12 protein-coding genes are annotated in these 19,164 nt (G+C 58.2%); 4 read left to right on the plus strand and 8 right to left on the minus strand.

What is annotated here, in order from left to right:
• Positions 1-220: 220 nt before the first annotated feature.
• The 8 genes from ACZ1HM_RS13925 to ACZ1HM_RS13960 form a co-directional block, all read right to left on the minus strand.
• Positions 221-2,758: an ATP-binding protein gene (locus ACZ1HM_RS13925; protein ID WP_472743299.1), complete on the minus strand. Its 2,538-nt coding sequence runs from the start codon at positions 2,756-2,758 to the stop codon at positions 221-223.
• Between the two features lie 26 nt (positions 2,759-2,784).
• Positions 2,785-3,288 (minus strand): putative pterin-binding protein, encoded by a 504-nt coding sequence (locus ACZ1HM_RS13930; protein WP_472743300.1) that lies wholly within the window; start codon positions 3,286-3,288, stop codon positions 2,785-2,787.
• A 135-nt stretch (positions 3,289-3,423) separates the two neighbouring features.
• Entirely contained in the window at positions 3,424-4,698 is a 1,275-nt protein-coding gene (locus ACZ1HM_RS13935) for an alginate O-acetyltransferase AlgX-related protein (protein ID WP_472743301.1), read from the minus strand.
• A 2-nt stretch (positions 4,699-4,700) separates the two neighbouring features.
• Positions 4,701-5,540 (minus strand): alginate O-acetyltransferase AlgX-related protein, encoded by an 840-nt coding sequence (locus ACZ1HM_RS13940; protein ID WP_472743302.1) that lies wholly within the window; start codon positions 5,538-5,540, stop codon positions 4,701-4,703.
• Complete coding sequence (locus tag ACZ1HM_RS13945; RefSeq protein WP_472743303.1) at positions 5,540-7,138, minus strand: MBOAT family O-acyltransferase; 1,599 nt, start codon at positions 7,136-7,138, stop codon at positions 5,540-5,542. Before ACZ1HM_RS13945 ends, ACZ1HM_RS13940 begins: the two co-directional genes overlap by 1 nt.
• A 23-nt stretch (positions 7,139-7,161) precedes the next feature.
• Complete coding sequence (locus ACZ1HM_RS13950) at positions 7,162-7,710, minus strand: alginate O-acetyltransferase AlgF (RefSeq protein ID WP_472744623.1); 549 nt, start codon at positions 7,708-7,710, stop codon at positions 7,162-7,164.
• 77 nt (positions 7,711-7,787) lie between these two features.
• Positions 7,788-9,035, minus strand: a complete 1,248-nt coding sequence (locus ACZ1HM_RS13955; RefSeq protein WP_472743304.1) for an alginate export family protein — start codon at positions 9,033-9,035, stop codon at positions 7,788-7,790.
• A gap of 258 nt (positions 9,036-9,293) precedes the next feature.
• Positions 9,294-12,425, minus strand: coding sequence for a peptidoglycan-binding domain-containing protein (locus ACZ1HM_RS13960; protein ID WP_472743305.1), 3,132 nt, complete (start codon positions 12,423-12,425; stop codon positions 9,294-9,296).
• Positions 12,426-12,781: 356 nt separating this feature from the next.
• Here ACZ1HM_RS13960 and ACZ1HM_RS13965 point away from each other — a divergent pair, with 356 nt between their 5' ends.
• From ACZ1HM_RS13965 to ACZ1HM_RS13980, 4 genes are all read left to right on the plus strand, one after another.
• On the plus strand, positions 12,782-13,429 hold the full coding sequence (locus tag ACZ1HM_RS13965) for a Crp/Fnr family transcriptional regulator (RefSeq protein WP_472743306.1): 648 nt from the start codon (positions 12,782-12,784) through the stop codon (positions 13,427-13,429).
• A 105-nt stretch (positions 13,430-13,534) separates the two neighbouring features.
• A complete protein-coding gene (locus ACZ1HM_RS13970; RefSeq protein WP_472743307.1) occupies positions 13,535-13,747 on the plus strand; it encodes a hypothetical protein in 213 nt (70 codons plus the stop codon).
• Positions 13,748-14,461: 714 nt separating this feature from the next.
• Positions 14,462-17,668: a DUF642 domain-containing protein gene (locus ACZ1HM_RS13975; RefSeq protein WP_472743308.1), complete on the plus strand. Its 3,207-nt coding sequence runs from the start codon at positions 14,462-14,464 to the stop codon at positions 17,666-17,668.
• Positions 17,669-18,399: 731 nt separating this feature from the next.
• Positions 18,400-19,155, plus strand: coding sequence for a sugar transferase (locus ACZ1HM_RS13980; RefSeq protein ID WP_472743309.1), 756 nt, complete (start codon positions 18,400-18,402; stop codon positions 19,153-19,155).
• Positions 19,156-19,164: the final 9 nt, after the last annotated feature.

Genomic DNA, 19,164 nt, shown 5'->3' on the forward strand with positions numbered 1-19,164 from the left:
GCGGGGCCGCGACCGCATAGGACAGGTCCGGCAAAGGACATTCGTGGCGAATGTTCATTGCATACTCCAGACGTTTATACCAGCTGGGCTGGTGCTCTCTCACTGGAGTGATCTACCACGGCTTCTCCCGAAAAAGGGGACAGCAACTGGGCAGTGAAAGGGGAATTGGCGTAGCCGCGCTATCCCAAAGGATAGTCGCCACGGCCAGGACGCAGGTGGGTTAAACCTGCGCTTTCAGCGCGTCCCGCGCCGTGGGCCAGGCACGTTGCGCCTGCTGCGCTGCTTGCTTTACCGCGTCGGGCGATCCGTCTTTGGCCGCCATCTCAACCGCGCGCAAATCAGCTTGGAAAGACAGCAGGCCAATCACGCCGGCCGAGCCTACAGATTTATGCGCGGCTTCGGCCAATGGCCCCAGAGCATCTGTTTCAAGGTGATCCGGAATGGAGGCCAAAAAGCCTTCAATCTCACCTTCAAACTTCTGCGCCAAATCAGCGAGCCGTTCAGGTTTTAGGATCGTCTGCAAACCGCCAAAAATCGTGGGGTCCAACACATCTGGGGCCGCTTCCTGCGCCTGCGCCGCAAAGGCGCAGTCAAGCCCCAGCACGTCCGCCAACCCCTGTACCAGGGCAATCTGGGAGACAGGCTTGTTCAAGCAGGCGTTCATGCCAACCTCGACAAACCGCTGTTGTTCTTCCTCCAGCGCATGCGCCGTCAGCGCCAGGATCGGGGTTTCGCGATTAACCGACCGCCCGCCGCGTATCTCCAACGTGGCGTCAACGCCGTTCATCGTGGGCATGCTAATGTCCATCAGGATCGCGGCATAGGCCTCTGCCTCAGCGGCGCGAATGGCCTCAAACCCGTTGTGCGCTTCGCTGACATGCGCGCCTGCGCCCTCCAGCATTTCGCGCACAATGGTGCGGTTTATCTCATTGTCCTCAACCAAAAGGATATGGTGGCCCTGCAACATATCCGGCCCAATCTGGGGCGCGTCGGCTTCCGTTTCCTCATCCGGTGCATCGGCCCAGGAAATTGGAACGACAAACTTGAACGTTGATCCCTGACCAACTTCACTGGTGACCGAAATATCGCCACCCATCAGCACAGCGATCTGACGGCAAATAGCCAGCCCCAGCCCCGCCCCAGACGCCATCCGGTCATAGGATTTTTCTTGCGTGAAGAACCGGTCAAACACCCGCGCCTGATCCTGATCTGAGATGCCAACCCCTGTATCGGCCACTTCAAACTCAAGGCAGGGAAATTCGTAATCGCCCGTCGTCCGACCGGTCACCGCAACGGTGCCCTGATCGGTAAACTTCAGCGCATTGCTGATCAGGTTAAACAAAATCTGCCGCAGCCGTTGTTCATCGCCCAAGGCCCACTGCCGTTCGATCCCGCTGATATCCAACGTCAGCGCATTGCCGCTTTGCAAGGCGGCAGGCTCATTCGTTTTGATTGCGTCCTCAAAAAACCCGCGCAGATCGAAGACGTCTTCAAAAAGCTCCAGCTCACCCGCGTCAAGTCGGGTCAGGTCCAGAACATCGTTGACGTGATGCAACAGAATGTCGCCTGACCGCTTCGCAATGGTCAGGTATTTCTCTTGCGCCTTGTTCAGCCGGGTTTTGCGAAGCAATTCCAGCGTCCCGAAAATCCCGTTAAGCGGCGTGCGCATCTCATGGCTCATCACCGCCAGGAAGTTCGATTTCGCCCGCTCCGCTTGCAACGCGTCATCGCGCGCTTGCTTGAGGTCTTGCTCAGCTTCGAGCCGTTCAGTGATGTCGCGCAGATAAGAGATAAAGATCGTGCCGGTGTGGTCCTGGGTCTGACCGATGGAAATTTCCACCGGGAACTCTTCGCCCGATTTACGCAAAGCTGTGATCTCAATCCGTCCCTGGCCCACCAATTTGGACTGACCCGTGCGCTTCAGCCGGGCCATGCCCGCGTTATGTGCCCCGCGCAGATGGTGGGGAATGATCAGATCCGCCATCTGCGCGCCAATCGCCTCGTCCCGGGAAAAGCCGAAAACCGACACCGCCGCATCGTTGAAATCCAGAATGATGCCTTCATCATCGGCCACAACAATGGCGTCAAGAGACACCTCAAAAGAGGATTTAAGACGCGTATTGGCCCGGTCCATCGCCCGCGTAACTCTGCGAAACGCCTTGTTCTGCAAAAGCTGCGCATAGCTCATGACCACAAGGAAAATGATCAAGGACGCGGTAACTGCCGCCGCCATCCAAAGCAGTTGCGAAAAATCGCGGCGGGTTTCATCAGACAGGGTAGACTGAATGCCAATGCCTAACACCGCCAGATCGCGCGCGCCCTGCCCCATCCGGTCCACTTGCGCCAGCACATCCGACAACCCCGCTTGCAAATTGCCGTCAGGGCCATCAACCAAGGGCACCATCGCATCCAGCTGTGTTTGCAGATCATTCACTGTGTCCGCAAATTCTGCGTCCGCGCGCATGACGCCAAACACAGGCCCCTGCCGAATGCCCGACACGCGGCTGTAGGCGTTGTTAAACCGCCGCCGTACATCCCGCAGGTCAGGCGTGGTGCCCAATTGGGCTTGCTGCGCCGCCTTGGTCAGATGCAACAGGTCAACCTGCACCTGGGACAGCCCCCAGGTGACATTGTCACCAGGTGCTTCCCGCAGGACGGTGAGTTTCTGCGCAATCAAAAAGAACAGCACCAGCAAAGCAGTGATGCTGATGCTAATAATGAAGGTCGGAAACCAACGGCGAAAAAATCGAGCGCTCATCGGGACACCATACCCCAGGATCGGGGCTATTTCACGGCAACGATGCGGTCGAGCTGCCAAATTGAGCGCGAATAGATCACTTCGCTGCGGTAATCAGCGTCCGAATCGTAAGGGTACACAATCCAAAGCGGCCCTTTGTCCCGTGGTGACATGCGATCTCCATCCATCAAGTAGGCGACGATAGGGGCCTCATCCGTCAGGCTATCGACCGGGATTTCAACCTTATAGTCGTTGAGCGCGACCGCTTCGATCGTTGCCCCGCTTGCGCCCGCATATTCCAGCAACGCCTTAAGGCTCACACCGGTAAAGGTCTGCGTGCCTTCCATCCAGATGGTGGATGTCGTGAATTCTTGCTGCGGCATGGCCTGCAGCTGCGCGATGTCCATTTCAACAACGCCGTTCGCTGTCTCATTGCTCAGCGCGCCTGAAAGCGTCACCAGCACGTCCCCATCAGGGGTGGGCAGCGTGTCAGCCATAACGGGGGAGGCCGCCAACAACGCACAGCTCAATGCAATCGATACTATTTTCATGATCAGAGACCTTTCACACACTCGTTCTGTCATTTGTTGCATTATCCCTATGCCAGCTTTGCCAGCCTGGCGATAACGCAGGGGTATAGGCGCCTATACCTTGGTATAGACACCTATTTATCTGTTTGATTTATATCAGTTAATCAGCGCGATTTTTGCGTCCATCACCTCATTGTTCAGCTTGAATTTGACCCGTGACACATCGGTCACAGGCAAAGACGTCAGCGAAAGGTGCCAAATGTCGCTGCGCGCATCAGCGTCCAAACGGTCAGACTTGCGCAGTTTGTAGCGCAGCTTGGTTTTGTCCGCGCTCCACAACTCAACCGTCAACTGGCCTTCGCTCACCCCCGGTGTTTCAATCCGCAGGCTGCCGCCAACAAGGCTCACATCTGATACATCAACGGCCTGCCAGTCAGAGGTGATGGCACCCGCATAAACATCCGCTTTCGTGCCCTCAGCCTCCAGCGCGCCCAGGATCTGGCGCAACCCGGCGATCTGCGTCAGCGGGTTGGTGTAGGGGGTTTCCCAAACGACGGTATCGAACTGCTGTGATGCCAAGGCCCCGCTTTCCAAAAAGCCGCTCATGGCCCCCACAAGGCCGCCACCGGTGACAGAAAAGTTCTGCACCTCAGCGCCCAGCGCGTAAGACAGCGCACCCGCTACCTGATAGGCGTCGGTCTGATACCTGTCAGAAAAGCTTGTGCCCACCAGGGCAACTGTGGCCTCAGGCGCATCGCCCAACAGGGCCGCCGCGCCGCCAGCCTGCGCAAATTGCGGTGCCGGGCGTGTCTCCACCTCAGGGCGCGTGCCACAGACCTTTTCGACAACAGTGCTCAACGATCCTTTTTCAGTATAGCTTTGCGTGAACGCAACATCTGCCAACGGCGCAGGGTTACGCCCCATCATTTCTGCCAGTTTGACCGCAGACCAGGCCGCCCCCTTGGGCGTCCAGTGGGTGTCACGGGCGAAATAGAACGCCTGCGCCATTTCACCCTCTGCCGCATCGCTCAAATCGGGGGCCACAATGCCTGCGGCATTCAACGCCGCAACATAGTCGGAAAACCCTGACTGCAACGCGTTCAGATCAGCGCCAGCCGGCAAGGCTCTTTCAGGTGCGAAAAGGGGACGCGGCGGGGCGGCCAAAACCACCAGTTCCACCCCACGATCCGCAAACGCGCGGTGCAGCGCAGACCACAAGGCCTGTGTCTCAGCCGTGACATCAAAAGACGCCTTCAACTGGTCAGACCCGATCACCCACCCCGAGGTGGCATCAGCATGAAACGGCCCCCGCTTGGCGTATTTCTTGGGCAGTTGGTCCACATCGGCAAGCGCGTCACAAAACGGGGCCGCGGCCAAAGAGGCGGGTGTTGCAAGGGCCATCACAGTGGCAAGAGTTGAAAAGAGTTTCATCGTTACTGTTCCTTTGAGACGTAGCGTGCTGGGATTTCCCAGATCACGACTTTGGGAGGTGTTGAGGTTAGAAATTCTGACGCCAGAAAAGCGTCCATCGGGGCGAAGGGGCCTTTGCCTTGCTCGGCAAAATTCACCACATCCGCTTGCAGTGCTTGTTTTAGGAACCCATCAAAGTGCCAATCAGACTTGGCACTAAAGCTGGTCCCCACCAGCGCTACATCGACAGATGCATCACCAAAAAGGCCCGCTTCTGTCTCAACCGTTGTATCAAACGTGGCGATCTGCTGTTGCACCGGGCCAACCAACCCGCGCAGGTCGCCCGTGGGCACATAGCGCAGCAAATCCCCGTCAAAGGGGACGGCACCGGTTGCAGTGGTCGTCACGGTCGCGGGTGCCAAAGGGATCCCGGCCAATGCGTCTGCCACGGCCACCGCGACAGCTTGGCTGCCTGCAGGCGACCAATGGGTATCGTCTGGCATGAAGGCATTCTGCGTCTCTTTCACGTCGCGCAAAACCGGCGTTGCATCCAGCGCCTCAATGCCCGCTTCGTGCAGAAGCGCCGCAAAGTGATCACGCCGGGCTGCAACCGCATCGGGGCGGGTGAGACCCAGCTGGTCTGCGTAAATCTCTGCTTTATCGGGCACGATCACCGGCAGCACCGCAATCCCGCGTGCCTGCAGCGCCTTCACCGCATCGCGCACCCGCGCGGCGGAGGCGGCGATATGCGCATCAAAGTCTGCCGTGACATCCAGCTCTTCGGTCGTGAAAAGCCAGCCGTCCTGCCCGACGATGGCCCCGTCTGAGGCCTGGGAAAAGAGCGCATATTTCACCGCACCCATCACATCCACCGCCAGCGCCTGTGCTGCGAAGTCACGCTCAAACCCGGCTTCATAAAGCGCCTGTGCGGACCCATCGAGGGGCTGGCCCAGTTTAGACCGGATGTGGCGCTGTGGTGGCCCATGGCACCCAATGCAAACAGCCCTGCCATGATACCGGCTGAGAACGTTGTTGAAGAAAGCGAATAATGCATGACCAACCTCTTAGAATTGGAAGTACAGGAAGGGGAGTGGCTTTGCGCCAGCAACGCCGTGGCCGCAGAGGCAAAAAGGGCTGCCGCTCCGACCCGCCGGGCGATCTGAGGCATCCGGTGCAGCGCGGCGCTCAGCGGCTTGCCGTAGACGCTCAGCACGGCACCAATCATCAGCGCGGCCACTTCGGTGTTCTGGATCTGCCAGGCCACATCGCCAGACAGAGCGGCACCTTGCACCCCGGCCATCCCGCGGTACATCGCCAAGGCTGCCGCCACATCTGTTGCCCGAAACATCACCCAGCCCAGCATCACAAAGACCATCGTCAGCGGCCATGCGATGGCACGCGGCCACACGGTGTCGGCACCCTTGCCGCCCAGCATCCGCTCAGCCGCCAGGATCGCACCATGCCAGGCACCCCACAGGATGAACGTCAGGTTCGCCCCGTGCCACAAACCGCCCAGCACCATCGTCAGCATCAGGTTGCGATAGGTGCGCCACGTGCCGTGGCGGTTCCCGCCCAGCGGCACATAAAGATAGTCGCGCAGCCATTGTGACAGGCTGATGTGCCAGCGCCGCCAAAACTCGGTGATCGACCGGCTGACATAAGGCGCGTCAAAGTTCTCAACGAACCGGAACCCCATCATCAGGCCCAGCCCAATGGCCATCGCCGAATAGCCCGCAAAATCAAAGAAGAGCTGAACGGTATAGGCCCCTGCCCCCAACCAGGCCTCCGCCGCCGTTGGCGCGCTCAGCGCGAACATGCGATCCGCCAAGGGTGCCACGTTATCGGCCACCAAGACCTTCATCGCCAGACCTTGGGCAAACCGGGCGATGCCATCGGCAAAGCCCTGCACGCTGTGCACACGGGAGCGGAACTGGTCGGCCACGTCCTTGTAGCGCAGCACAGGCCCCGCAATCAGCTGCGGGAACAGCGACCCAAAGGCCAGAAAATCAACCACATGGCGCGCAGGCCGCGCATCTTCACGGTAGACATCGACGATGTAGCTGATGGATTGGAACGCGTGAAAGCTGATGCCAATCGGCAGGATGATAGCGGGCACCGTCAATCCGCTGCCCCCCAGCATCTGCGCCAGATGGTCCACACCGCCCAGCACGAACATGGTGTATTTGAAATAGCCCAGCGTCAGCAGCACCAGGCCGACCCCCCACCGCACAGCCCAGAGGCGGATCTTTTCGGACCGGCCATAAACGGCAAGCTCAGCGGCCAGATAGCTGACCAAAGACATGCCCAGCACGACAGCCAGATAATCCACGCGCCACCAGGCATAAAACGCATAGCTGCCCGCAAGGATGACCCATGATTTCGCCCGGCGCGGCGTCAGGTAATAGATGCCCAGAAAGAAGGGCAGAAACCCGAAGATGAATATCGTGCTGGAAAAGATCATGGGACCACTCCTTGCTCAGGTCGTTACTTGGCCACCGGGCCAAAGCTGTGTTTAATCAGTGAAACATCGGCATCCGTTGCCAGAAAAGTCAGGTTCTGGCCGCGCTGCAGGGTCACATCAAAGGTCTCAATCGGTGCCTCTGCGCCGGGCATGAAAACGCCCAGTGACACGCTTACCGGGTTCACCGCCCGCATACCGCTGGCACCGCTTTCCACATCTTCGATGACCGCTGCCGCATTATCTGCCAAACGCAGATCAAGCGGGGCATTGGATGCGTTAACCAGAAAGATGGACACCTTCCCGTCGCGGCTGCGCGGTGTTTCGGTGATCACCTCAACGCGGCCCTCAGGCGTGCGTACCACGCTGGCATAGCTGCCCGCTGCCACGTCCTTCAGCAGTCCTGAGGACACAGGGATATAGGCCCCCGGCTTGACCTCTGTCAGGCCAAAAGTCTTGCCGCCAAAAACCGGTGTCTCGCTGGTGTCAAAGCCGACAAAGCGCACAAAGCTCGCATCCTCAGGTGCCGCCTCAGCATAAAGGCTGGTATCAACGGCCCGCGCTTCTGTGGACAGGCACGCGGCAAGACAGGCAGCTGAGACAAAAGTTCCATGATGTTCATCGTTTCATCCTCATTCAGGGTCATTCAGGGTCAGAAGTACTGGGTGAGCCGCACAAAAAGGCGGCGGCTGGAGCGGCGGCTTTCATAGGCCCGACCGGGCTTGAACACGCCTGCGCCAATTTCGATTTTGGTGGTCTTGGACGGACGCCAGGCCCCTACCAAGCTGATCTCGTGCCCGACATGGCGCGAAAGGCCTGTTGTGCGCCCTGTGACCCGCGCCACAGGTGCCACCGAAGAGGCATTCAGCTGCGCATAGGCATGGGCACGCAGATCCAGGGAAAACTTGCGGGAAGGCCGGATGCCAACTGCAACCGTGGCCACCGCCAGATTGGTCAACTCAGGCTGGAAAACCGTGCCGAACCGCTTGAATTGCGCCTGCCCGCCCTCTTTGGCCTTGTTGGACGCCAGCCGCGCAGGCACGTACCCTTCGGTGCCAAACGCAAAGCCCAGCGACAGCTGCGGTTTCAGGCCGCGAAACGCATAGGCTTTCGTGAGCGTCGCGTCCGCCGAAAGGCCCGCGCGTTTGCCGCCCGCCGCATCTCCAAGGACGGCAGTGACACCGAAATCAAACAGTGGCGCACCCTTGAACTTGGACTGCGCATAGCCCGCCAGATAAAGCCGTTCTTCCCCGCCAACATGTTCAATCAGCGCATAGGCCCCTTGCACCCGGCCCCGGCCATAGCGCTGAGCATGGGCCAGCGCATAGGTGCCGCGTGCGTCAAAGGCTTCCTTGAAGAGCGCCAGCTCCCAGCCCCAGGTCGGGGTCTTGTAGCCCAGATGCACGCCATCACCGGCGGCATCCATTGCGCGGCGGCGTGGGTCTGAAAACCGCATGCGGCCCAGCGACACTTGGGTGCGCTCTGACAGGGCATAGCTCAGATGCGCCTCTTTCACGCGCAGGCGGGTCTGACCGGGATAGGTCACCGCACCATATGCCTTTTGCTTGGCCGTCAGCTCCAGATGCGCAAAGCCGCGCAGCTGTTCATTGATTTTCAGCCGTGCGGCAAAAGACAGGTTGGCCTGGTCGGTGCGGGCCCGGCGGGCCGCTGCATCGTCCAAAACACGGCCCACCTCGCTCAGATGGCTGACGCCAACACTGCCGCTGTAGGTCAGTCGTTTGCCCAAGGGACGGCGCGTCTTTTTGCGCTTGTCCGCATCAAAGGCAAATGCCGCGTAGTCCTTGGCGTTCTTCTTCTGCGCCATCGCTTCTGACGGCAAAGCCGCCGCAACACAGAAACCAACACCAAGGGCATACGCGCCCAGTCGTATCTTACTCATTACTTTCACAGGTCAATCCTCACACTGACTGGTGAGGGCAATCTGCCCGTCTGAGGGGAAAACCGGCAGTCCCGCGAAAGCCTACCGCTGCGCGACTTGGGATATCTGCAATATCCGAAAGGATATGTGGCGCCCCAAATGGGCCTGAATGGCACTTCACCTGGCGTCCAAACAGGATCCAAACGGGCCTCAAACGCAAAAACGGGCCAAGATCCGTGATCTCAGCCCGCTTTAGTCAAAGGTTGGAAATGCGGCGCTTTAGCCGAACAAGCTGCCCAGCTTGCCCAAAAGGTTCTTGCCTTTCTCCACGACATCGCCCGCCGTGTCTTTGACATCGTTAAAGGTGTCCTCGGCTTTGTCCATCAGGTCTTTGCCAGCCTCTTCGATCTCTTTCTTGGCCTCTGCTGCTTTGTCCAGCGCGGCCTGTGCGGCCTCTTCCAGACGGTCCTGAGCCTCTTTGGCCTTTTGCTCTGCCAGCTTGCGCGCCTCTTCGGCCTTTTTCATGGCCTCCTTGGCAAAATCGCCTGCCTTGTCTGCGGCATTGTCAAAGGCTTGGTCGAATTGATCCAGCAACCCTTCGGCCGTGTCTTCCACGGCGTCCTTTGCGTCATCGACAAATTCAACCGCATCGCCCGCCAGACCTTCAAGCTGTTTCTGAACGGATTCGGCTTTCTTCTTGGCCGCTTCGGCCATGTCCTCAACCGTATCAACAACGCCTTGGCGGGTTTCATCAAGGAACTCGATCGCTTCTTCCGCGCCCTCCTTGATGTCATCGCCAAACTCCGAGACCTGCTCTTCGACACCATTATAGGCGTTTTCAAGCTGCTCTTTCGCCGTCTCGGCGGCCTTCTTGGCCCCCTCGGCCAGCGATTTCACTTTGTCCTTGGCCTCATCTGACAGCTCGTCTGCGAAATCCCAGAAGTCACCGCCCAGATCCAGCAATTCGTCCACGGCCTCCCCGGCCATGTCTTGCAAACCATCTTTGACGGATTTGGCCTTTTCCTCGGCTGCTTTGGTGGCGTCTTTGACAAGGTCCCAGACATTTTCGACAGTGTTTTCCACCTTGTCGCGGGCCTGGTTGGCGTATTCCATGGCATCATTGGCCTTCTCAAGCATGCCCTCGCCGACCTCTTTGGCCGCATCAAACAGCTCTTCGCCGGTCTCTGCCAGTTCCTCAGCTGCTTTCTTTTTGGCCTCATCCGCCAAACGACGGCCTTCGTTGATGGTATCCAACAGGTCTTTGCCAACCCCGCCGACGGTCTCGCCGACCTCATCTGCGAACTCAATGAAATCATCGGCCAGTTCTTCCAGCTCTTCCTCAGCCACATTCTTGAGGTCTTCGACCATCTGGCGGCCTTCCTCAAGAAGCTCTTCGCCCGTTTCTACCGCGTCTTCTGCCATCTCGCGGCCCGCATCGACAGCGTCGCCAACCGCTTCACCCGCCTGCTCCAACAGGCTGCCAGCGGCCTTTTTCGCCTCTTCGACCTTTTTGCGGATCTCTTCCAGCATCCGCTCTGCTTCGCGGCGACCCTTCTCAATTTCATCGCCTGCGCCTTCGATCGCTTCCTCGGCTGCGTCTTTGGCGTTGTCGATCTCATTGAGCAGATCTTCATACGCCCCGCCCGCTAGGTCAGACAGCTCTTCACCTGCCGCCTCCAACTCATCAACAAGGTTGGACGCCTCTTGCCTGACGCCGTCGATCATTTCGGTCACCTGGCGTTTGGATTCCTCAAACTCCGATTCCAACCGATCAATCACCGCCTCAAGCTCACGCGCTTCGCGCGCAACGATCTCTTGCGCCACCTGTGGCACATCGCGGATGAACTTGAGGTATTCCTCCGCTTTCTCGCGCTGTTCCTGCGCATAGGCCGCCGGATCATCCAGGAACTTTCTGATCTCTTGCACATTCTCATAGGCGTCCATCAACGTGCTCAAAATCGGAACCGTTTTGGCCGTCTGATAGGCCACGAATTCCGCGAGATAATCATAGACGATATCAACGCTGTTTTCGGTGATCTTAAGGCCGATTATGGGGTCCCAGGACTGCAAGGTCAGCTTGGCAGCCGCACTGACGCCAACCGCTTTCACATCGCCGCTGCCGCCCAGCACTAGGCTTTCCTCGCCCTTGAACGCAATCGTCGATGGGACGGAGAAGATCATCTTCTCAGGGGCCATGCTGATACCAGCCATCGCCAGTTCTTTGATCTTCTCGATGGAGAAGGTCGCCTTCATTTCCTGGGTTTGGGACAGCTTCAGCTCAACCTGCTTGCCCAAACCGGCCCAGCTTTCACCCGCAGCCGCCCCCACGCCAGCAATCAAAGAGCCGCTTGTGGAAAGCTCGCAGGTGGCGGTCAGTTCGTCGCCAGTGGTCTTGATGGCGAATTCGGCGGAAAGCGGTTTGAACTCACCCGAAATAAAGAGCGCATAGGCCCCGCTGCCAATCCGGATGCTATCCTGGATGTCCACCTCAATGGCAGGCACGACCTGACCATCTTTTTCCAACTTCAGCTTCAGCGTGCCATTATATGGTCCAACGCTGACGCCGATGGAAACCTCAGCACCCTCAAAGCCCAAACCAGATAGGGTATCGACAATCAGATCGTTGGGATCATCAGGCTCCTTGATCGTGATCGTCTGATCAGGAAGATGTTTCATCTTCTCTTTGACAATCTCTTCGGCAACCTTCGGATCGTTCGGATCCTCATTGATCACGATGGGCGCATTCGGATCACCGCTATTTGCAGCCTCCTCAATCGCCTCTGAAACTGGCTTGCCCTCTGGCACCTCTTCTTCCGTGCCGCCACCGCCGACAGATTGGCTGCCGTCGGTTTCAGAGACACCACCGCCGCCGGTCTGGGATGTGCCCTCATCACCGGATCCACCAATGGACTGGCTGCCGTCGGTCTCAGACACACCGCCGCCACCGGCCTCAGATGTCCCTTCCTCCCCTTCAGGCGCACCCGTGGCTCCGCCATTGAGCGCCTTCATGGTCTTGCCGCCGGGCTCCACATAACAATCGCCAAAGCCCAGGGCCTTTTCCTGAAAGGCCGTGATTGCCGCGCGCGTCTTGGGGCCGATGACCCCATCCACTGACAGGCTGGCCCCATTGTTGTTCAGCAAGGTCTGCACGACCAACACATCATCGGGGCCGTTGTCGGCACCTTTGCCGACAGATCCCGAAATCGTCTTGCCGACATTGACGTTGCCTGCCTGCGAAATCTTGTCTTGCAGTTCTTTCAGTTTGTTGTCGATCCGGTCCAGAATGGCCTGCTCATCAGGCTCAATGATCTGATCGGCGAAAAAATCGCGGTAACACTCTTCTCGTATGGCACGCAGCGCGTCGAGTTGCGGTTGCAGTTCAGCTGCCAAGGCTGGGCTGGGCGTGGGCATAGGTCGATCCCCCCGAAAAATGTATGATGGTGCAAAATGCAGTCACTAAAAATTGAATGCACCTAGACTAAGCCCAAGACGTTCGTTCGATCAACGTTTTTCATCCCCGCCCCTTGAACACCCGGCGCGCGACCGCTCAAAGGCGGTGCCGCAACCCCGACGTGCACAACAGCTTAGGACTTTGTCAGCAAACCCCGGCCACGGCTCTACCTAGGGGTGAAAATCCAATGAAATTCGCCGATTCTGCCCCCATCGGCACAAGTAATGCTTTGAAAAAGAAGCAAAAGCGCTAATCTGTTCCACCGGTGCGCAGGGCAGCCTGCCGCCGCTGTGCGACCCCCAGCAAGGCCATAAAAATGGATCAAGCCACCTTCTTTCTCGAAGCCTCACAAGAGCTCAAGCGGCTCTTTGATGCGGGTTTTGTCACCCAGGAACTGAAGGCAGGTGAGACTCTTTTTGAGCAAGACGACTTTGACGACAAACTCTACGTCCTCGATTCCGGCCTCCTAGAGGTAAGCGTTTATTCCAGCAACGGGCGCAAGCTGGCGCTGAACCTTTTGCGCAGCGGATCGGTCTTTGGTGAGATCGCGATGTTTGATCCCGGCACCCGCACCGCTGGGATAACCGCCATTGAGGACTGTAAATTGCGCTACCTGCGGCAGTCTGCCGTGATCAAAGAGATCGAAAACGCGCCGCATCTGGCCGCAGAACTGCTAAGTTTTGCTGGAAAACGCATGCGATGGCTCTCTGAACAGGTGGAGCATCAGGTCTTCCTCTCCCCCACCGCACGCCTGGCTGCCAAGGTTCTTTACCTCTCCGAAGGCACCGGATTGGTCGCTCTGTCCCAGGCGCAACTGGCTGATTACGTTGGCGTTTCGCGCGAAGTGGTCTCCAAAACGCTTACCGAATGGCGCCGCGACGGCTTTGTCGAACTGGCGCGCGGACGGCTCAAGGTCATCGACCCTGAGGCTTTGGAAAAAATAAAAACTTCCGACTTTTTGTAATTTTCTTTCGCTTCTGTGAACCGCTTCACAGAACGCCACGCGCAGGCGTGGCATTCATTGTTCACGGTCACAACGACCGAAACATTTCAGAGCGGAGACAAAATTATGAAGACGGCCATTGCAAGAAACACGACAATCGCTTTTCCCAGCCTGCGCGCCGCCCTCGGTCGCATCCCGAACCCGGTCGCACTGGTTCGGGCACAGGAACAGCTTTACAAATTTCGTGCACTGGACGCTGCTGCCCTTAGGGACGCTGGTTTGACCCAAGAAGACGTGGATCGTACGACCCTCGCCGATTTCATGAACAAGCCGCGATAGTGAGCAGGTGGCGGGCCGTTCTGCTTCTCCCCCGGCCCGCCAGTCTAAATCGCCAGGAGCTGTCCTTCCTGTCATCTCCCGGCGTGCCCGCAATTACGGGTTAAGGTCATCCCCCAGTCGCAGTAAAATTATGTGCGTACCGGCTGGGGGGTGGCCTTTCTTTTACACCACCTTCTTTATCCCTCGTAAAAATCGGCGCCCTTTATTTGTACGTTCGTACAAGCAACAGCGCCGACTTACGCCCCCGTGGCGCGCCGCGCCCGCCGATCGTGCGCTGTAGCCGCCGGTGCCTTGCTGCGGGGCCGTCTTTTGACCTGAAGATACCAACTGATAGATTATCTATTTTTTGGCGAGTGCCGGCTCATTCCCCAAACCCTGATCAGAATCGCTTGCTCCAGAATTGGGTGAGGCATCCCAACGCTTAGCCCCAAAGTAGCGTACAGGCGTCCAATCTTTTCCCAAACAATCGAATAATCAACCAAACCGGGAAGTTTCTGGCCCTTTTGTAAACATGCCAAGAATAAGGACAGAAACTGCCACAAATTTGCCGCAGCTCGCCTCGAAGTACGGCTCCGAAATGACGTTAACCCCGGAGTAACCTTAGTTGAGCACCTGACCAGCCCATAGCACGGCCTCCCCCTTCCCCCCCAACAAAAAACAAATGCTTCCGCAAATCCCCGATGCCGGAAGTGTCACGATTATTCGGAGTACAACATGACGACAAACCCCAGCACCCCCGTCCTTCAGGGCGACAACCTGATCCAAAACGGTGACTTTCAGGATCTTTCCGGCGGCACCGGCAAGGGCAGCACGCCTGCCGGTTGGTCCACCAACAACGGCGAAGGCGGTGTGTTCTTTAGCAACACCCGCGTCGAGGGCGCAGGCTTTGCGCTTGGTGGATGGTCAGGTCAAGCTGGGCAAGAACTGTCACAGACGGTCACAACCGACCCGGGCCAGGCCTACAGCCTAACCTTCTCAACAGGTTACGTTAGCGCGCTGTCCGGTGCTGAGCTGCATGTCATCGTCGAAGACAGCTCAGGCACAAGGGTTCTTAAAACCATGGGCCAAGATGTCCTCGCACCGCACGACAGTGTCCCCCAGACCGTCCAGTTCACCGCAGAGGACAGCACTACAAAGGTAACCTTCGCCTTTGTGGGGGAAGGCTACGTGCACGGCGACATTGACCTCGACAACATCAGCCTGCACGCGCTCTCAGACGGCAGCAACGTCATCACTGTCACAGAATCCGAGGCCGCAGGCGATCTGGATAAACTGGACAATGGCGATCTGTCGATCCTGCAAAATGACGCCTCAGACCGCGATATTGTAACGGTCAATGGTGTCGAAGGCACCGTTGGCACCTGGATTGAGCTGGATAAAGGCCGCGTGATGATCAACGCGGACGGCACGGTCGATTTCGACGCAGACGGCGATTTTGAAAGCCTGAATGACGGCGAAAGCGAAACGCTGACCATCACATACACCCTAGCTGAGGCGTCGAACCTGCTGGTCAACGGCAATTTTGAGAGCACGGATGGCTTTGGTGGCGCGGGCTGGGGCCTGCTCAGCCGCGATACAAGTCTGCTGGAAGGGTGGGATGTCTCAGGTGCCACCCGTGTGGAGTTGGTGGACAACAACGTCCGTCACGCCAGTGGCGAAGGCAACTATGCCCTCGACATCGAAACCATCCGCGGCGACGATCTGACCATCTCCCAAGCCGTGCAGGGCCTGCAAGATGGGACAAGCTATAGCCTGTCATTCATGGCCTCCCGCGGCTACCGCAGCAGCAATGACGAATCTGTTGAGGTGTATTGGAACGGCGAACTTGTCCTGACCGCAGATCCCGACGGACGGGAGTTTGAAACCTTCACCGTGGATCTGATCGCGGGTGCGGGCGATGGCTCTGATACGCTTTCTGTTACATCAGCGGGCAATCAAGATAATTACGGCGTCTACCTTGATGATTTCAAACTGACACCGACAGACCCTGCGACCACAACCATTATTGTCAGCGTTCAGGGCGAAACGGATTACGTCGCTCAGGACGACACAATCACCGTGACCGAGAAAGAAGCGGCGGGCGATCTGGAAAAGCTCGACAGTGGCAAATCCAGCATCCTGGTCAACGACATGCACGGTCAGTCCGTCGTCACCGTCAACGGCCAGACCGGTAACGTTGGTGCCTGGATTGAGCTCGACAAGGGCCGCGTCACGGTCAACGCCGACGGCACCGTCGATTTCGATGCAGATGGTGACTTTGATGCGCTAAACGATGGTGAGTCTGAGGAAGTCACCCTAGCCTACAGCATCGGCACCAATGTGACCGAGAACCTGATCGTCAACGGCACGTTTGAGGATCACGGCACGCTCAACCGCAACGGCGCGCATGGTGACAAATGGGACGTCTTTGACACCATCACCGGCTGGACAACGCCGCAGGGCCTGTTGGAAATCCAGGAAGGCCGCCATGGCGGGACGCCTGACAACCCCGGTTTCAACTCCGTTGTGGAACTGGACAGCCACGACAGCGACATGACGAACGCAGGCATCGCCCAAGAGGTCCAGATCGCAGAGGCCGGTGAATACACGCTCAGCTTTGACTACGCGCCGCGCTCGCGTGGCAACCTGACGGCCGAAACCAGCGAGCTGATCGTGATGGTGGATGACGCCGAGGTTGAGACCATCAGCTCGGATGAGCTGGCCTACAACCGCTATGAAATCACCCTGACGCTGGATGCAGGCACAACCGTGATCGGCTTCACCGGCGGCGGTGTGGACGACAGCTATGGCCCATTGCTGGACAATGTGGAGCTGGTGGGCCGCGTGGCAGAGACGGCGGAAGTGACTGTGAAGGTGCTGGGTGAGACAGACACCGGCAGCATCGCGGGCCGCTATTTCGAAGATCTTGACGGCGACGCCCTTCTAGCCCGTGTTGATGGCGCAGTTGGCGGCCAGCAAGTCGTGGTTCTGAACCCCGACGGCACTGTGTTCAAAGACGCAGACGGCAAGATCTTTGTCGCAACGACAGACAATGCCACCGGCGAATACAGCATCGACGATCTGCCCGCCGGGTCTTACAAGCTGGGCTTCTCGCTGGAACGGGGCAAAGCCTTTGTGACCAAGGGGGAAGACCTCGATGGTGACGGTCTGGCAGATGATTCAAGTGCTTCTGACGTGAATGAGGACACCGGGATTGTCACAGTCACCGTCGACGGCTTCCCGGTCACCCTCAGCACCACGGATGTCATCGAAGTGACCGGCGGTGCGGCTTTGGAAGATGTGAACGCAGGTGTGGCCATTCCCAACACGCCGCCAGAGGCGATGGACGATTTTGGTCCTGAGTTCACCTCTCTCGACTTCAGCGAAAACCCATTTGGTGCCGACGGTCTGCCTGTCTTTGGGGTGAACATCCTCGACAATGACAGCGACGCCGATGGCGACGCGATCACCATCGTGCGTGCCGGCAACGACACAACTGCCGACGCAGACGGTTGGTTCGATTGGCAGGATGCAGACAACGGTGGTCAGATCCGCATCAACCAAAGTGGTGAGTATCTGGTGCGTGACGTCGATGGCGACACCGCCAGCCTGGCCGAAGGCGTGTCCATCCAAACCGGTCTTGAGTACGAAATCGCAGACGGTAACGGCGGCACGGATACGGCCATGGCCTACTTTGATGTCATCGGCGCAGTTCTGGAAGATGACGGCAGCGGCGGCGGCGGCGGCGATTTTGACAACCCATTTGGTGGCGGAGACTTCGGCGATCCCTTCGGCGGCAACACCGATCCCAGCGATCCAGGCGCGGGCATGGGATCAGGCTCAGGCTCAGGTTCAGACAACGGCGGCCAGGTGCCGATTGTGGGCGGCGGCGACTTCAGCGATCCGTTCGGCAGCAACAGCGACGCAAGCAATCCATTCTGAACGCTTTGACATGACGCAGGAACGGGCGGGCCTTCTAGGTCCGCCCTTCTTTTTTGCGCGATTGCGCGCATAGGTCTGGCGAACCAAACTAAGGGAGGCAAAACGCGTGTCACCCTTTTGGTGCTCGGCAGGTGAGGCTTAGGCCACCGGAACCCGATGGATCCAGCCCCTGCCAGCCCCCTCTTCATAAACGTGCACCCAGACTGATCAGCCCCCCGGCACCTCTACCCCTGCCAGGTGCGCGCATCTGCGAATCTGGCATCCGGGCTTGCACCTTGCCCTGAATTGGTGCAACGCTGCCCTACGCTGATTGGGCCGAAAACAAGGCAGCCCTGCAAATCGGGGCCGATTCACTCAATTTTTACGAGGAATCGAAAATTGGATTAAGGCAGGATTGGTGACGATGCCGCAACAATCCGAATTCTCCCCTTAAACTATCGTCAATACCTGTCAGAATAGGTGTGATTTTCCCCACATTTTAGGAAATGGGGCGAGAAAATGCTAAGACTTGGCCGAGAATACTGCGACCGCGCTGAACTTGCCCAGTTCTCTGCGACATTGCGTCCAAGAAATGACGCAGCGTTTGACACTGAGGCACAGTAAGGAAGATGTATGAAGGATGGGTAAAGGCTGCCGCCCCACCAAATCCCTCATGCGACAGCAACGAAGCAGTGACCGCGCATCTGCCAGGCGTGGGTATGTATGAGTAACGTTTAACCCTGGGGGTTATGATGAAAGACAACGTCACTGGTCCTGTGGACTACGCTCAGCTCGCTTTTAGCGGCAATGCTGCGTTTATCGAACGTGCCCAACCGGCGCGCAGCGTGAGCGATAGCCTCGTCTGGAATGCAGCGCTCGCTCAGAAATCTGAGCCTGTCTACATTTACCGCCACATGCTCAAGCGGGTTCTGGACCTGCTGTTCATCGCACTGACCCTGCCCTTTTCAGTCACGATCATCGGTCTGTGCGCCCTGGCGCTTTGGATCGAAAGCGGCAACCCCTTCTATACTCAGGACCGCCTGGGCAAGAACGGCAAACGTTTCAAGATCATCAAGCTGCGCACCATGGTTCGCAATGCCGATCAGCTGCTGCAGGACTATCTGGCCAAGGATCCAGAGATGCGCCGCGAATGGGACGAAATCCAAAAGCTGCGCAATGATCCCCGTATCACACCCGTGGGCCAGCTCCTGCGCAAGACATCGCTGGATGAGCTGCCCCAGCTGATCAACGTGGCCCTGGGCGACATGAGCCTTGTTGGCCCCCGCCCCATGCTGCCCGATCAGCTTGAGCTTTACGGCAACCCGAAATCCTACTTTGCCCTCAAGCCAGGCATTACCGGTTTGTGGCAGGTCTCTGCCCGCAACTCAGCCCGCTTTAACTATCGCAATGATGTGGATGGCGCTTATGAACGCGCCCTGACGTTCAAGCTGGATCTGACGATCCTGTTCAAAACCATCGGCGTGGTTCTGCGCCCTACAGGTCACTGACGATGCGCC

The organism is Sulfitobacter sp. GN1-4 (genome assembly GCF_055693825.1).

Bases quoted from the DNA above. Each gene is read 5' to 3' on its own strand.
- ACZ1HM_RS13970 (WP_472743307.1), top strand. From the start codon at position 13,535: ATGAAGACGGCCATTGCAAGAAACACGACAATCGCTTTTCCCAGCCTG.
- ACZ1HM_RS13980 (WP_472743309.1), top strand. From the start codon at position 18,400: ATGAAAGACAACGTCACTGGTCCTGTGGACTACGCTCAGCTCGCTTTT.
- ACZ1HM_RS13960 (WP_472743305.1), bottom strand. From the start codon at position 12,425: ATGCCCACGCCCAGCCCAGCCTTGGCAGCTGAACTGCAACCGCAACTC.
- ACZ1HM_RS13955 (WP_472743304.1), bottom strand. From the start codon at position 9,035: ATGAGTAAGATACGACTGGGCGCGTATGCCCTTGGTGTTGGTTTCTGT.
- ACZ1HM_RS13925 (WP_472743299.1), bottom strand. From the start codon at position 2,758: ATGAGCGCTCGATTTTTTCGCCGTTGGTTTCCGACCTTCATTATTAGC.
- ACZ1HM_RS13930 (WP_472743300.1), bottom strand. From the start codon at position 3,288: ATGAAAATAGTATCGATTGCATTGAGCTGTGCGTTGTTGGCGGCCTCC.
- ACZ1HM_RS13935 (WP_472743301.1), bottom strand. From the start codon at position 4,698: ATGAAACTCTTTTCAACTCTTGCCACTGTGATGGCCCTTGCAACACCC.
- ACZ1HM_RS13945 (WP_472743303.1), bottom strand. From the start codon at position 7,138: ATGATCTTTTCCAGCACGATATTCATCTTCGGGTTTCTGCCCTTCTTT.
- ACZ1HM_RS13940 (WP_472743302.1), bottom strand. From the start codon at position 5,540: ATGGGTGCGGTGAAATATGCGCTCTTTTCCCAGGCCTCAGACGGGGCC.
- ACZ1HM_RS13965 (WP_472743306.1), top strand. From the start codon at position 12,782: ATGGATCAAGCCACCTTCTTTCTCGAAGCCTCACAAGAGCTCAAGCGG.
- ACZ1HM_RS13975 (WP_472743308.1), top strand. From the start codon at position 14,462: ATGACGACAAACCCCAGCACCCCCGTCCTTCAGGGCGACAACCTGATC.